The 14297-nt window shown below is 59.3% G+C and carries 12 protein-coding genes and 1 pseudogene; 4 read left to right on the plus strand and 9 right to left on the minus strand.

Translation table 11 applies throughout. The features are described from left to right. Nucleotides 1–442 precede the first annotated feature (442 nt). Together ACSPHG_RS12055 and ACSPHG_RS12060 are read right to left on the minus strand one after the other, a co-directional pair. Complete coding sequence (locus tag ACSPHG_RS12055; protein WP_435953726.1) at nucleotides 443–2008, minus strand: carboxylesterase/lipase family protein; 1566 nt, start codon at nucleotides 2006–2008, stop codon at nucleotides 443–445. A 27-nt stretch (nucleotides 2009–2035) separates the two neighbouring features. After that, a complete protein-coding gene (locus ACSPHG_RS12060; protein ID WP_435953727.1) occupies nucleotides 2036–2617 on the minus strand; it encodes a nuclear transport factor 2 family protein in 582 nt (193 codons plus the stop codon). Between the two features lie 107 nt (nucleotides 2618–2724). On the opposite strand from ACSPHG_RS12060, the gene ACSPHG_RS12065 reads away from it, so the two are divergent. The 3 genes from ACSPHG_RS12065 (at nucleotide 2725) to ACSPHG_RS12075 (ending at nucleotide 5590) form a co-directional block, all read left to right on the plus strand. Beyond that, a complete protein-coding gene (locus ACSPHG_RS12065) occupies nucleotides 2725–3609 on the plus strand; it encodes a LysR substrate-binding domain-containing protein (RefSeq protein WP_435953728.1) in 885 nt (294 codons plus the stop codon). Between the two features lie 115 nt (nucleotides 3610–3724). Beyond that, nucleotides 3725–4936: a tyrosine transporter TyrP gene (tyrP, locus tag ACSPHG_RS12070; RefSeq protein ID WP_435953729.1), complete on the plus strand. Its 1212-nt coding sequence runs from the start codon at nucleotides 3725–3727 to the stop codon at nucleotides 4934–4936. Nucleotides 4937–5011: 75 nt separating this feature from the next. Next, nucleotides 5012–5590, plus strand: coding sequence for a TetR/AcrR family transcriptional regulator (locus tag ACSPHG_RS12075; RefSeq protein WP_435953730.1), 579 nt, complete (start codon nucleotides 5012–5014; stop codon nucleotides 5588–5590). Here ACSPHG_RS12075 and ACSPHG_RS12080 read toward each other — a convergent pair. Next, nucleotides 5568–6716 carry a multidrug effflux MFS transporter gene (locus tag ACSPHG_RS12080; protein WP_435953731.1) on the minus strand — a complete coding sequence of 383 codons (1149 nt, stop codon included), beginning with the start codon at nucleotides 6714–6716 and terminating at the stop codon, nucleotides 5568–5570. The genes ACSPHG_RS12075 and ACSPHG_RS12080 overlap by 23 nt on opposite strands. A 96-nt stretch (nucleotides 6717–6812) precedes the next feature. Between ACSPHG_RS12080 and ACSPHG_RS12085 the strand changes: the two genes are divergently transcribed. Further along, entirely contained in the window at nucleotides 6813–7700 is an 888-nt protein-coding gene (locus ACSPHG_RS12085) for an AraC family transcriptional regulator (protein WP_435953732.1), read from the plus strand. A 15-nt stretch (nucleotides 7701–7715) separates the two neighbouring features. On the opposite strand, the gene ACSPHG_RS12090 is transcribed toward ACSPHG_RS12085, so the two are convergent. From ACSPHG_RS12090 to ACSPHG_RS12115, 6 genes and pseudogenes are all read right to left on the minus strand, one after another. Beyond that, the gene (locus tag ACSPHG_RS12090) at nucleotides 7716–8612 is read right to left on the minus strand and encodes an ABC transporter substrate-binding protein (protein ID WP_435953733.1); all 897 of its coding nucleotides are present in this window, start codon (nucleotides 8610–8612) and stop codon (nucleotides 7716–7718) included. 9 nt (nucleotides 8613–8621) lie between these two features. After that, entirely contained in the window at nucleotides 8622–9401 is a 780-nt protein-coding gene (locus tag ACSPHG_RS12095; RefSeq protein WP_435953734.1) for an amino acid ABC transporter ATP-binding protein, read from the minus strand. Next, nucleotides 9385–10314: an amino acid ABC transporter permease gene (locus ACSPHG_RS12100; protein ID WP_435953735.1), complete on the minus strand. Its 930-nt coding sequence runs from the start codon at nucleotides 10312–10314 to the stop codon at nucleotides 9385–9387. Before ACSPHG_RS12100 ends, ACSPHG_RS12095 begins: the two co-directional genes overlap by 17 nt. 9 nt (nucleotides 10315–10323) lie before the next feature. Beyond that, the gene (locus ACSPHG_RS12105) at nucleotides 10324–10830 is read right to left on the minus strand and encodes a GNAT family N-acetyltransferase (RefSeq protein WP_435953736.1); all 507 of its coding nucleotides are present in this window, start codon (nucleotides 10828–10830) and stop codon (nucleotides 10324–10326) included. A gap of 10 nt (nucleotides 10831–10840) precedes the next feature. Beyond that, nucleotides 10841–13110, minus strand: a pseudogene (locus ACSPHG_RS12110) (NtaA/DmoA family FMN-dependent monooxygenase). Between the two features lie 64 nt (nucleotides 13111–13174). After that, nucleotides 13175–14296, minus strand: a complete 1122-nt coding sequence (locus ACSPHG_RS12115; protein ID WP_435953737.1) for an amidohydrolase — start codon at nucleotides 14294–14296, stop codon at nucleotides 13175–13177. Nucleotide 14297 lies beyond the last annotated feature (1 nt).

A 14297-nucleotide genomic window follows, 5' to 3' on the forward strand; every position in this document is an offset into this window, starting at 1 on the left:
CGTGCATTACAAATAAAATATCAAATTAGTACTTTCGTATTATTGCGGGAACTTACATTCTCTACGTTATAAACATTGAGATAACAATATACTTAAAAAGTTAACACCACCTTTGTATATTGGCTAGACGTAAATAGCACCCAGAGGAGTAAAAAGAGTTTTTGAGCGTATTTTTCTAATACTCTTAGGATTGCATGCTGCAAGAGAGCGACTGGCCATAGGAAAGGCCTTGCGAAGCGAGACCAAAAGGGAGCAGGAAATATCAATAAATCTATAATTCTATGATGCAAAAGGCTTTATAAGCACCCTCAGATGCAGGCCTGTCCGTTAGTTATTAAAAAGATGATATAGAATGTATTTCCTAAAAATAAGAGAGGCCATGCCTCCCTTATTTATGTGGATATTTTTAATTATCTGATTATGTTTTTAACGGGGAAAGACTTTACTTCGACTCCGTCCGCCAGCGCCAGGGCAGCACGCCTCCTTCACGGAAGCTCGATATAAACCTGAACCTTTCCCGCTGAGCAACCTTCTGTGCCGCAACGGAATTCCCCAATTCTTGAATCATCCCCTCTTGGTTATAAACAGGCCATGTCGGCAATTTTGCGTCATTAGGATTTCCGCTTCTCGCGAAGTTTGACCAATAGGTCATAATTAAATCCGCAAACTTAATATCTGCCTGCGCGGGTGGAACGTTGTTTCCAATAATATGCTGCGGCGTCAGGGTGCCAAATACGAAAGGCACGTCGGTGATATGTGAAGCAATGGGAACGTAGGGCGAGGTATAGGTGAACGCATAGCCGTAGACGGGCTGGCCGGTTCTCTTTTGCATTTCAAGCCAGTACCAGGTTTGTTCGCTGATGGTAAAATCTGAGGTCAGGCTTTCTGCCGATGCGCTGGCTTCGCCGTCCGTAGCCGCGGGATAAAGCGCCAGAAACTCGGAAAGCCTCTCTTTTCCAAACATAAGAGCCGCCGCCGCGCGAAACGCTTCCGCGCTGGCATGGGGTAATGAATAGGCGCGGAAGGTGTAATATTCGGCCGCCATCCACCCGGCAAGCAGCGGAATTTGCATCTGCTCACCCCGTGCGAAGCGCGCGGCGGGAACGTCCGGCACGACGTAACCATCGATATTCGGTGAAAATGCGCTGACGGTTGGGTTGCGGTTAAAATTCCACAGCGCGGCACTATTCAACGTTTCCGCAGGCATAGCCCGCAGGTCGGCAATCGAGCCGGCCCCCATTTTTTGCTGAAAGGCGATCCCCCGCGCCCGTGACTCGGCGAAACTTTCCAGCGGGCCGTACTTTCCGTCCCAAAAGGCACCGCTCTGGCCGATTGCCTTATGGAATAGCCCGTGGGCGAGCGGCGAGGCCATAAGAATGCCAACCGCCATCGCTCCTGCCGATTCGCCAAACAGCGTCACGTTCTCAGCATCCCCACCAAAGCAGGCGATGTTGTCCCGCACCCAGCGCAGTGCCGCAAGTTGATCCTGGAGACCGTAGTTGCCCGACGCGCCCTCGCCGTCTAGTTCCGGATGCGCCAGAAAGCCCAGCACGCCCAGGCGATAGTTCACGCTGACCAGCACAACGCCTTTTTGAGCCAGCCGCGCCCCGTCCGTCGTTGCGTCGCTTCCCGCGCCAAACTGGAAGCCGCCGCCGTGCAGCCAGACCATCACCGGCAGCTTTTCTGCAACGCTTTCAGCTGCCGTCCAGACGTTTAGCGTAAGGCAGTCTTCGCTGCGGGGCGTTCCCGGCACCGGATCGTTTTCCAGCGCTGACAGACAGCGGTTGCCAAAATTCCGGACATCGCGCACGCCGCTCCACGGCCTGGCGGGCTGCGGCGCTCGCCATCGCAGGTCGCCCACCGGCGGTTCGGCATAAGGGATACCCTTAAAGACCAGCACCCCGTCCTCGTTACGCTTCACACCCCGGACGGTGCCACCCCGCGTCACGACTTCTTCCCTTAAAACCTCATCGGCGATCGGCGGCCCGCCCGTTTGCGATCTTTTCATAAAATCCCTTTTAGTTAACGGTCAGTATTAAAGCCCCAGCCACGCCTGCCCTTCGGCCTTCATGCGCTGTTCCAGCTCGCTGCCGCGCGTGGCAAATACGCGCTTAACCGGGAAGCCGCTTTTTTCGAGGATATAGGCCAGCGCCGCATATTCACGCGGGTATTTCATCACCTGCGCCTTATCTATTTCGACCGGGCCTAGCGGGAAGGTAAATAGCCCCATGTCATAAACGGTCTGACGTCTGAACAGCCTCCACTCGCCGTCGCGCTTTTCGGCCATATCGTAAAAGCGGTTGTGGCATTCGCAGCCGAGATTGAGCTTCACGTTCTCGGCAATAATCATCGCGTTGGTTTCAAGAATCGCCTTCGTGCCGCTGGCGTTAAAGGTGACCACCGGCGCGGTAATGACGTGTTTTGTGCGCACGTCTGACCCGCCCATGCGCATTGAACCGTCCACAAAGTCGCTTGCCAGCCCTTCAAACCAGGTGACTTCAATGGTGCCATCAGGGTGGAAAAGATTGCGCAGCGCGTCCCACTGGCTAAGGTCGCGGTGGATCCAGCCGAGCATCAGGTCGTTGAGCTGCTGGCGGTCTGCGAGTTGATGTTGCATGGTGTCACTCCTGTTTTTTGATGTGCTTCAGTTTGATTCGCCATGCAGGTAAACTCAAATAGATAGATATGACCGATCCATCATATTTAATGATTAATAGAGGAAGTATGGAATTACGCCACCTGCGCTACTTTTTGGCCGTTGCCGAGGAGCAGCATTTCGGCCGCGCGGCCGAGCGCCTGCACATCGTTCAGCCTGCCTTAAGCATGCAGATTAAAGCGCTGGAAGAGGAGCTGGGCGGGCCTTTGTTTACCCGCTCCAGCCGCCGCGTTGAGCTGACCGAAGCGGGCCTGCTGCTGCAAACCGAAGCGAGGCGCACTCTGGAACAGGTTGAACACGCGCGGCTGACCGTGGAAAGAGCATTGCGCGGTGAAACGGGCCGGGTGAGGATTGGCTTCGCCGGGAATGCGGTGTTCAGCGGCAGGCTGATCGACGACATGCGGCTTTTTCGCGAGACATACCCGGATGCGGAGCTGATAGTCCAGGAAATGGCCCCGCACCTGCAAAACGACGCCATTCTCAGCGGGCTGTTGGACGTCGGCTATATGCCGGACTACCGCGCCGCGCACAGCGCCGCGCTTAACTATGAATGCGTCGGCGAGTGGGAAAGGGTTGTTGCCATGTCCGATGCGCACCCTCTTTCCCACCGCGAAACGCTGAGCGTCGATCTGCTCGCAGGCGAACCGCTGATCTTCTACTCCACCAACGATAACGACACCTTTTTAGCCGAAACCCTGCACCGGCTGCTCGGGCATGAGCCGAAGATTACCCATCGTATTTCCAGCACGCTCAGCGTTCTGGCGATGGCGGCCGCCGGGCTTGGCCTGGCGCTGGTTCCCGCACCGCTCGCTCAGGTATCAATCCCCGGCGTGGTCTATCGCAGGCTGGAGTCGTCAGAGCTTGCCGCTAACCTGATGCTGGTCAGTCGTAAAGAGGAAAGCGGCGGCGGCGTGCAGGCATATCTGGCGCTCGCAAGGCAAATTAACGGATGAGTCTCTTGTAAATTTTTCATTACAGCCAGCGTAACTCTGATTTGACGCCCTCAGCGTTTTCCCTTACCCTGCGCGGCACAATGTCGCTTATAAAAACGTAAAATCAGAGGGAAGCGTGAAGAATCGCACTCTTGGCAGTATCTTTATCGTGGCTGGCACCACCATTGGCGCAGGAATGCTGGCGATGCCGCTGGCCTCTGCGGGCGTGGGCTTTGGCGTAACCCTGCTTCTGCTGCTCGGCCTGTGGGGGCTGATGTGCTACACCGCGCTGCTGCTGGTTGAGGTTTACCAGCACGTCTCGGCGGACACTGGCCTTGGCACTCTCGCCCGCCGCTATCTTGGCCGCCCCGGCCAGTGGCTGACCGGCTTTAGCATGCTGTTTTTGATGTACGCGCTGACCGCCGCCTACATCAGCGGCGCGGGTGAACTGCTCGCCGCCAGCCTCAGCCAGTGGCTGTCCACCAACATTTCCGCGACGACCGGCGTTTTGCTGTTTACGCTGGTTGCCGGTGGCGTGGTTTGCGTCGGCACGCACATGGTGGATATGTTCAACCGCGTGCTGTTCAGCGCCAAAATCATTCTGCTGGTCGTGATGCTGGCGCTGATGATGCCGCACATTCACCACACGAATTTACTCACCCTACCGATTGAAAAAGGCCTCGCCCTGTCCGCCATTCCGGTGATTTTTACCTCCTTTGGCTTCCACGGCAGCGTGCCGAGCATCGTCAGCTACCTGAACGGCGACCTGCGCAAGCTGCGCTGGGTGTTTATCACCGGCAGCGCGATCCCGCTGGTGGCGTACATTTTCTGGCAGCTGGCAACGCTTGGCGCCATTGATTCCGGCGTGTTCGGCACGCTGATGGCGGAACATTCTGGCCTAAATGGGCTGCTGCAGGCCGTACGCCAGGTGGTGGCAACGCCGCACGTTGAGCTGGCGGTTCACCTGTTTGCCGATCTGGCGCTGGCGACCTCGTTCCTGGGCGTTTCCCTCGGCCTGTTTGATTACCTGGGCGATCTGTTCCAGCGCAACCGCAGGGCTTCGGGCCGCGCGCAAACCGGGCTGATGACGTTTATTCCGCCGCTGGTGTTCGCGCTGTTTTACCCGCAGGGCTTCGTGATGGCGCTGGGCTATGCGGGCGTTGCTCTCGCGATTCTGGCGCTGATTATCCCTTCGCTGCTGGTGTGGAAAAGCCGTCAGGATCATCAAACCCCAGGCTACCGGGTCGCGGGCGGCAGGCCGCTGCTGCTGCTGGTCTTCGCCTGCGGTATCGGGGTGATTATCATCCAGGCGCTGATTGCCACCGGCCTTTTGCCGGAAGTGGGTTAACATCTGCCGCAATGCCTGCTACCGTTGGGCGCTCGCTCAGCGGTTCGGCAACCCCGGCATAAAAAAGGCAACGACATGAAAGAGAAAGCGACGGAGCTGAAGGAAAAAATTCTGGATGCCGCCATCAGCCTGTTTACCGAAAAAGGCGTCGAAAAAGTGACCACGCGCGAGCTGACCGAACGGGTCGGCATCGCGCGCAGCCACATCTATCACTACTTCCCGGACTGGCAGACGCTGTGCCTCGAGGCTTTCTCCAAATTCATGTACGCCGAGCTTGCAACCTTCACGCAAAAGGCAACCGCGCTGCCGCCCGAACAGGGCCTGAACGTGCTGATTGAAGATTATCTGCCTGACCGCGCGGACGCGGTATGGGAGCTGTACGGTTCGCTGTGGCGGCTCGCGGTACACAACAAGGTTTACGCGGACTTCGCCCTGCTGCTGACCGAAAAATGGGACGCGCTGCTGGCGGGCATTATCGAAGCGGGCATCAGCAGCGGCGTCTTCCGGCAAACCGACGTCAGGCGCGTAACCCGCCAGCTTGGCGCACTGCTCAACGGCTATTCAGACCAGCTGATCATCGACAGCGCCCCGCTCGCCCGCAAACAGGCTATCGACGATATTCAGGGCTTTATCAGCCAGGTTCTGCTGGCCTGACCGCACGCCGTAGCGTCAACAGCAGCGCAACCGCGCTGCTCCCCGTCGCCACCCATCCCAGATGCTGCAGCCAGCCTGCGAATACCAGCCCGCTGCCCAGCAGGACGTAATAAAACAGTCCCAAAATTGCCCCCGCCGTGCCCCTGAGTTCGGCGTAATCCACCAGCGCGGCAGAGAGAATATTCGGGATGGCGATGCCAAAGCCCATCACGATAAGCATTTCGGCCAGCACAAAGGACGCGGTTTGCAAGTGCAAAAGAAGCGTCACGGCGATGCCACCGAACAGCGACATCGCTACCGCCAGCCGTATAAGCCTTTCGCTGGACACGCCGCGCTTAAGCAGCGATTTGTTCAGCCACGCTCCGCCCCCTGCGCCCAGCGCCAGGATCGCCCCGCTGTAGCCGAAGATTTCCGGCGCGTATCCCAGCTGCTGAAAGGCAAAAGGCGCAAGCTGGTAATAGCTAAAAAGATTCAGGTTGAACAGGGCCACCAGCAAAGCGGTGCGCCAGATATGGCGGTCTTTTAGCATGGCCCCCAGCGTTTTGAGCATGGACACCGGCGCAACGGTTCGCGGGCGGGACTCGGGTAATCTTAGCGCCGCCCAGCCCAGCAGCAGCGCCGCCAGAAGCGCAAGTCCCGCAAACACGCCCCGGTAGCCGAAGAAATAAATGCATGCCGACCCGGCCAGCATGCCGATTAACGGACTTACGGCGAGCGCAACGCCCATCACCGAAAACACCTGCGCAAGCCTTTGGCCGCTAAAGGTATCCCGCAGGATCGTCTGTGTGCATACCGATCCCACCGCCGCCCCAAAGGCCGCGAGCATCCTCGCCACCAGCAGCAGGTGAAAATTTTCCGACGTCAGCGCAAGGAGCGAAGCCACTCCATAGATAAGCAGCCCCAGCAGCACGGCGGGCCTTCTCCCGCAGATATCACAAAGCCGCCCCCAAACCACCACGCCCAGCGCGAAGGCGAAGAAGTACAGCGAAAGCGTCTGCCCGGCCTGTTCCGCGCTCACCCGATAGGCAATGGCAATATCCGGCAGCGCGGGGCTATAGATAGTTTCAACGATCTGCGGAAACATCATTAGGGCGGTCAGCAGCGCAAGCCCGATCTTAATATTCACTCTTTTGTCCTCGTGTTTTTGAGGCGCAAAAGTAGCACGGCAAACTCTGTCCCATTACAATCATCAGGACATTCAATAGCGCATATCGGACAACCTATGGCATGGATAAAAGCAGACGCAGATTTTAACCCCGACCGCATGCACCTGCCGCTGGTCGGCATTGCCGCCGAGCTTGCCGAACACGACTCGGGCACGCACCGGCACGCGATGGGCCAGCTGCTGTTTAGCGAAAGCGGCTGCGTGCGGATTACGCTTGCGGAAAAGCTGTGCATGCTGCCGCCTACGCGCATCGCGTGGATCCCACCGCATACGCCGCACCGGGCAGAGATGAAAGACGTGGTGGGGTATCGCTCAATCTATTTGAACGCGCAATACGTGGAGCTGCTGCCGAAGGACGTCGCGGTGCTGAACGCCAACCCCCTGCTTAACGCCGTGCTGGAACGCATCGCGCTGTCGGATTTCAATACCGACTGGCGGCATGGGGCTGGTTCAAACCTGCTTGCGGTTTGCCTCGACGAGCTTCACGCCGCCTGTCAGGAGCCGATGATCCTGCGGCTGCCCACGGACAGGCGTTTAAGCCACTTTACCGGCGACGCGCTGCCCCCGCTGCTTAACGAGCTGGCGGGAAAAGTTGGCGCAAGTGAAAAGACCATCAGCAGGATCTTTATTCAGCAAACGGGCCTGAGCTACCAGCAGTGGCGGCAGCAGTGGCGTTTTCTGAAGGCCATCGAGCTGCTGGCGACCGGCCAAAGCCTGTCGTTTACCGCAGGCGAGCTGGGCTTTGCCAGCGACAGCGCGTTTATCGCCTTCTTTAAGAAGCTGTCCGGGGTGACGCCGCGAATTTATATCTCAGGAGCCAAACATCTTGAGAATCACCTAATCGTCACCGCTGAACAATATCAGGCCATTGACCAGGCTCTGGACGTCCCGCTGTCCAATAACAAAGGCCTCCGAGATCTGATGAGCGATAAATATTCCTGGTGAAGGGTTTTGCGCTCCCTAAGGATAGGTAATCCCCGGTGGATTCACCTCTGAAGCCGCAACCTCTTCGCCCTTTTCTCCCCAGCGCGCCAGCACCTGTTGATACTCGCCGCTTTTTGCCGCGCCGTCTAACGCGGCCTGCAGCGCATAGACCAGCCCGTTGCCCTTTTTGGTCGTTGTGGCAACGAAGGCTTTCTTCGGCCCTAAGCCAACAACGCGGGTTTTCCCGGTCAGCGCTGCCTTATAAGCCGACACGCTTTGCGGGCCGAAAAACACGTCTGCCCGGCCTGACTGAATATAGAGATTGCCGGAGGCATCGTCCGTCAGGTAAATCGGCAGTGCGGGTTTGCGCCCCGCCCGCTGGTTTTGTTCATTCCAGCCGAGCAGGATTTTCTCCTGGTTAGTGCCCGAGCCGACGATAACCCGCAGCCCCGCTACGTCTTCCGGCCCGCTAATCGATTTAATCTCGCTCCCGGCCTTGACGGAAAACGCCAGCGAATCCACGCGATAGGTCGCAAAGTCGAACTTCTCTTTACGCTGCTCGGTCACCGCAATATTGACCAGCGCCACGTCGTAGCGCCCGGAGGTAATGCCGAGCGGCCAGTCCTCCCACGCGGTCGGCACCAGCTTTAGCTTAAGGCCGAGGCTATCGGCCAGCAGGCGGGCGATATCCGGGTCGCTGCCGATCCGCGTTCTGTTGTCGCTTGCCAGCATCGCCAGCGGCGGCGAATTGAGCGCCGAAATTGCCACCGTCAGCGTGCCCGGTTCGACGAACCTAAACGCGGGCGGGATTTTACCGATGGCCTGCGGATTCTTCGCCGTGTGGATCGGCTGCTCGTTGGCCTGCAAATCAATGCCGTCCCGTGCGAACGTCGCGGCGCTGAACAGCATCAGCGCCAGTGCTCCTGATTTCATCTGCGCTCCTTACAGCACTTTGGATAAAAACTGTCGGGTACGGCCGTGCTGCGGCCGGTTGAGCACCTCGTCGCTGCTGCCCTGCTCGACGATTTTGCCGTCGACCATAAACACCACCTTGTCGGCCACCTCGCGGGCAAAGCCGATCTCGTGGGTGACGACGACGAGCGTCGTGCCGGAGCGGGCGAGCTTCTTGATGACGTCGAGAACTTCGCCCACCAGCTCCGGGTCAAGCGCCGACGTCGGCTCGTCAAACAGCATCACGCGCGGGCGCAGCGCCAGGGCGCGGGCTATGGCGATGCGCTGCTGCTGCCCGCCGGAAAGATGGCGCGACCAGGCGTCCGCCTTGTTGCGCAGCCCAACCACGTCAAGCAGCTCATAGGCCCGCTCGATAGCCGCTTTGCGGTTGAGCTGTTTATGGGCGATGGGCGCCTCAATCAGGTTTTCCAGCACCGTCAGATGCGGGAACAGGTTGAAGTTCTGGAACACGTAGCCGACGTTAACGCGCTGGCGCAGGATCTCCTTCTCCTTGAGCTCATAGAGCCGGTCGCCCTGCAGACGGTAGCCGATATAGTCGCCGTCAATCTGAATAAAGCCCTCGTCGACGCGCTCAAGATGGTTGATGGCGCGCAGCAGGGTAGATTTCCCGGAACCGGACGGCCCGAGGATCACCGTCACCGAGCCGGGCGGCAGCTCGAGGGAAACGTTATCCAGCGCCTTGTGGCGGCCAAAGTATTTGCTGACGCCGGTAATGGAAATATGGCCGGGTCTTTCAACGGACGGGTGCATGAACGGCCTCCTGAGCCTGTAACGCAGGCTGGGCTGACGAAAGGGTGCGGGCGCTGCTTTGCGGGTTGATAGCCGAGCGGCGTTCGCTGCGGGCAAGCCAGCGTTCAACAACGTGCTGAATCAGCGACAGGACGCTGGTGATCGCCAGATACCACACCGCCCCCACCATCAGCAGCGGGATCACTTCCTGGGTGCGGTTGTAGATCATCTGGATGGTGTAGAACAGCTCCGGCATCGCCAGCACGTAAACCATCGCCGTACCCTTGGCGAGGCTGATAATTTCGTTGAAGCCCGCCGGTAAAATAGTGCGCAGCGCCTGCGGCAATATAATGCGCACGGTGCGCCGCCAGGCCGGTAGGCCTAACGCAGCCGCCGCCTCGTACTGCCCGTGGTCTACGCCCAGAAAGCCGCCGCGAATAATCTCTGCGGTATAGGCGCTCTGCACCAGCGTAAGCCCAACCACCGCCGTTGAAAACTGCCCGAGCACGTTGATGGTTTCATAGCTGCCCCAGCTGATATCGGTAAACGGAATGCCGAGCGACAGCGTGTCGTACAGGTACGAGAAGTTGTAGAGAATAATCAGCACCACGATCAGCGGCAGCGAGCGGAACAGCCAGATATAGCCCCACGCCAGCGAATTAAGCAGCCAGGACGACGACAGCCGCGCCAGCGCCAGCATGCCGCCGAGCACCACGCTCAGCACGGTGCCGATAAGCGTCAGCAGCAGGGTCTGCGCCAGCCCTTCCAGAATCACCGGGTCAAAGAACCAGCGCGCGAACACGCCCCATTCCCAGCGCGGGTTAAAGGCAACCGACTGAATAACGATCGCCAGCACGAACAGCGCCACCAGCGCGCCAACGGTGCGTAGCGGGTAGCGTGCCGGAACAACTTTGATGGTTGAGGGAGTCGTCATGTTATGTCCTCACGCGGTTTTGCGCTGGTCGTTCGCGAGCTGCTTGATGAAGCGCAGGCGGCCGTCATACGGCTCGACGCTGTACTCCTCCGGATCGCGGTGTATATCAAACTGCGGCGCGTAGCCCTGGCTGAGATAAAGCTTCACCGCCTCCGGCTGGCGGAACCCGGTGGTCAGATAAACGTTGCCGTAGCCCGCCAGCAGCGCCCTTCTTTCCAGCTCCTGGACGATGCGCCCGGCCAGCCCCTGCTTGCGCAAGGCGGCATGCGTCCAGATGCGCTTAAGCTCGGCGGTCTCTTCGTCAAACGGCTTGTAGGCACCGGTTGCGATAATCTCGCCGTCGCGCTCCAGCACGATAAACAGGCCCTGCGGCGGCAGATACCATTCGGTAAGCTCAACCTCCGCATCGCGGGAAAAGTAGTCCCCGTAGCGCGCCGCATACTCGCCAAACAGGCCGCTGATTATCGGCGCAAGCTCCGGCGCTTCCGGGGAAACATCACGAAATCGTTCGTTCATCGCGTTCTCCTTAGTCCCCAAGCCCGGCGGGGTTGATTTCAGAGGCGGGAATTTGCTCGACGCTTTCTCCCCAGCGGCTCAGCACCCTGCCGTAGTCGCCGTTCTTGATTACGCCGTTTAGCGCCGTTTGAACCGGCGCAACGAGGCCGCCGCCCTTTTTCAGCGTCACGGCGATGTGCGCCGCCTTCGGCCAGCCGCCGTCCACGCTGCCGACCAGACGGGTTTTACCGGTCAGCGCCGCTTTCCACGCGCCGATGACGTTCGGGCCAAAGAAGGCATCGGCGCGCCCGGACTGAATCGCCAGCGTCTGGGCGGCATCATCTTTGGTATAAACCGGAATGAACGGCTTGAGGCCCTTCTTCTGGTTTTCCGCGTTCCACGCCAGCAGGATGGATTCCTGGTTGGTGCCGGAGCCAACGATAATGCGCAGCCCGGCGATATCCTCGGCCTTCTCAATGGCCTTAATCGGGCTGGTCGACTTCACGTAAAAACCGAGGGAGTCCTTGCGGTAGGTGGCGAAGTCGAACTTCTCTTTGCGCTCTTTGGTGACGGTGATGTTGCTGATGGCCGCGTCGTACTTGCCGGAGGTGACGCCGAGCGGCCAGTCTTCCCACGAGGTTGGCACCACGTTCAGCTCGAGGCCGAGGCTGTCGGCAACCAGGCGGGCGATGTCCACCTCGCTGCCGAGCAGCGTTTTGTTATCGTCGGCGAAGACGGTGAGCGGCGGCGAGTTCAGCGCGGCAACCGCCACGGTAAATTTCCCCGGCACGGCAAAGCGATAGTCTTTTGGCAGCGCCGCAATGGCCTGCGGATTCTTCGCGGTATTAAGCGGATTTTTGTTGGCTTCAAGGCTTACGCCCGCGCCGTTGATCGTGACGTCCTGCGCCAGCACGGCGGCGGGTGCAAAGGCCAGAGCGATGGCCAACAGTAGCGATGTTTTCTGCATAGCGGGTTCTCTTTAAATTATCGTTGTGTGTACTGATTCACCGGGGCGGACAGGCCCAGGCTTTCGCGCAGCGTAGTGCCGGGATATTCACGGCGGAACAGCCCGCGTGCCTGGAGCACAGGAACCACTTCATCCACAAAGCGCGGGAAGGTATCCGGCGTGCCGCCCTGAATAATGAAGCCGTCGGCGGCGTAGGTTTCAAACCACCGCTGAAGCCCGTCGGCAACCTCCTGCGCCGTTCCGGCAAAGCGCGGGCGCGGCGAGGCGGCTTCCAGCGCCACCTGGCGCAGGGTCAGACCGCGCTCGCGGGCGTTGCGTTTGATTTCGTCGGTGGTGCTGCGAAAGCTGTTCTGGCCTAAATCGCCGATGTCGGGGAACGGCGCGTCAAGCGCGTACTGGCTAAAGTCGTGGTGTTCAAAGTAGCGGCCCAGGTAGTTAAGCGCATCCTCAACGGAGACCAGCGCGGCGGTGGTCTGATACTGGTTTTCCACGTCCTCAGCGTCTTTGCCCACGATGACGCTCACGCCCTGGAAAATATGCAGCTCGTCGGCCCGGCGGCCGTGGTTTGCCAGCTGGCTTTTTACATCGCGATAAAAGTGCTGCGCTTCTTCCAGCGTTTCGTGATGGGTAAATATCGCGTCAGCGTGGCGCGCCGCTAATTTCTTACCGTCGTCCGACGCGCCGGCCTGAAAGATAATCGGCCTACTCTGCGGCGTTCTGCCGATATTTAACGGCCCGGCGACCTTAAAGAAATCGCCGTGGTGATTCAGGGCGTGCAGTTTATTTGCGTCAAAGAACCGGCCGCTTTCCTTATCGCGAATAAAGGCGTCCTCTTCCCAGGAATCCCACAGGCCTTTCACAACGTCGAGATATTCATCCGCAATGCGATAGCGCAGCGCGTGTTCCGGGTGCTTATCGCGAGAGAAGTTTTTCGCCGAGCCTTCCAGCGGCGACGTCACCACGTTCCAGCCCGCGCGGCCGTGGCTCAAGTGGTCGAGGCTTGCGAACTGGCGCGCCACGGTGAAAGGCTCGCTGTAAGAGGTGGACAGCGTGCCGACCAGGCCTAAGCGGCTGGTAATGCTCGCCAGCGCCGATAATAACGTCAGCGGCTCGAAGCGATTAAGAAAATGCGGAATGGATTTCTCGTTAATATAGAGGCCGTCGGCGACAAACAGAAAGTCGAGCTTGCCCTCTTCGGCCTTTCTGGCGGTCTCTTTGACAAACTCAAAATTAATACTCGCGTCGGCCACGGCGGCGGGATGTCGCCATGCGGACATATTTCCGGATGCGCCGTGTAATATAGTGCCAAGCCGCAGCTGTCGTTGTTCAGACATTTTATTTCCTCATCTTCAGGGCGCACGATGCCCGGGGCGTTATTCCCCAGGGGTCACGATTGGGTTAGTTTTCCAGTAAGGCCTGTTCGGCGAGCGAGGCGAAATAGCGCGCCGCGCCTTCAATCAGCGCTTCGTCAGGATTAAACGCCGGGTGGTGTAAGCCATATACGCTCGCGCTGCCGATGCTGACAAACGCGCCGGGAACGGTTTTGAGATACACCGCGAAATCCTCGCCGCCCATGTGCACGTCGGCGGTTTGGGTGTGATAGCCGACGTCGCGCGCAACGCGGGTGGCGAACGCCGCCCATTTCTCATCGTTCACCAGGGTGGTTGGCCCGGCAAACCATTCCACGTCGATCTGCGCGCCGAACGCGGCGGCAAAACCGTCCGCCAGTTCGCGAATGCGCTTTTCCACCCGCCGCTGCACGTCCGGCTGATGGGTGCGCACCGTACCCTCCAGCTCCACCGTTTCCGGCAGCACGTTCCAGGTATTGCCGCCCTGGATGCGCGTCACGCTGACCACCACCGAATCCAGCGTGTTGATATTGCGGCTGGCGACGGACTGTAGGGCGCTCACCAGCTGGCTTGCCAGCACGATGGCGTCGTTGCCCTCGTGCGGGCGCGCCGCGTGTGCGCCTTTTCCCCTGATGCGGATAATGAAGCGATCGACGTTGGCGTAAAACGCCCCGCCTCGGGTGGCGAACGATCCCACGGGCAGCCCCGGCTCGTTATGCATGCCAAAAATGGCGCTTACGCCCTCCAGCGCTCCGGCTTTAATCACCGCCTTCGCCCCGGTGAAGTTCTCTTCCGCCGGTTGAAAAATGATGCGCACCCTGCCCGGCAGCTGCTTTTCGTGATCCTTGAGCAGCAGCGCGGCACCCAGCATGACGCTGCTGTGAACGTCGTGCCCGCAGGCGTGCATTACGCCCGGACGCGTTGAGCTAAACGCCACGCCGCTGGCCTCGTCAATGGGCAGCGCGTCGATGTCCGCCCGCAGCGCAATCACCTTATCGCCTTTACCCACTTCGGCCACCACGCCCGTGTGCAGCGGATAAGGCAGCAGGCGCAGGCCCGCGTCCTCCAGCCAGTGACGAATACGCGCGGTGGTTTCCACTTCCTGCCCGGAAAGCTCCGGGTGCTGATGCAGCTCGCGCCGCCAGTCAATCAATCGTTCTGCCAGTGCCATT

The organism is Dryocola baronae (genome assembly GCF_051297175.1).
Lineage (GTDB): Bacteria > Pseudomonadota > Gammaproteobacteria > Enterobacterales > Enterobacteriaceae > Dryocola.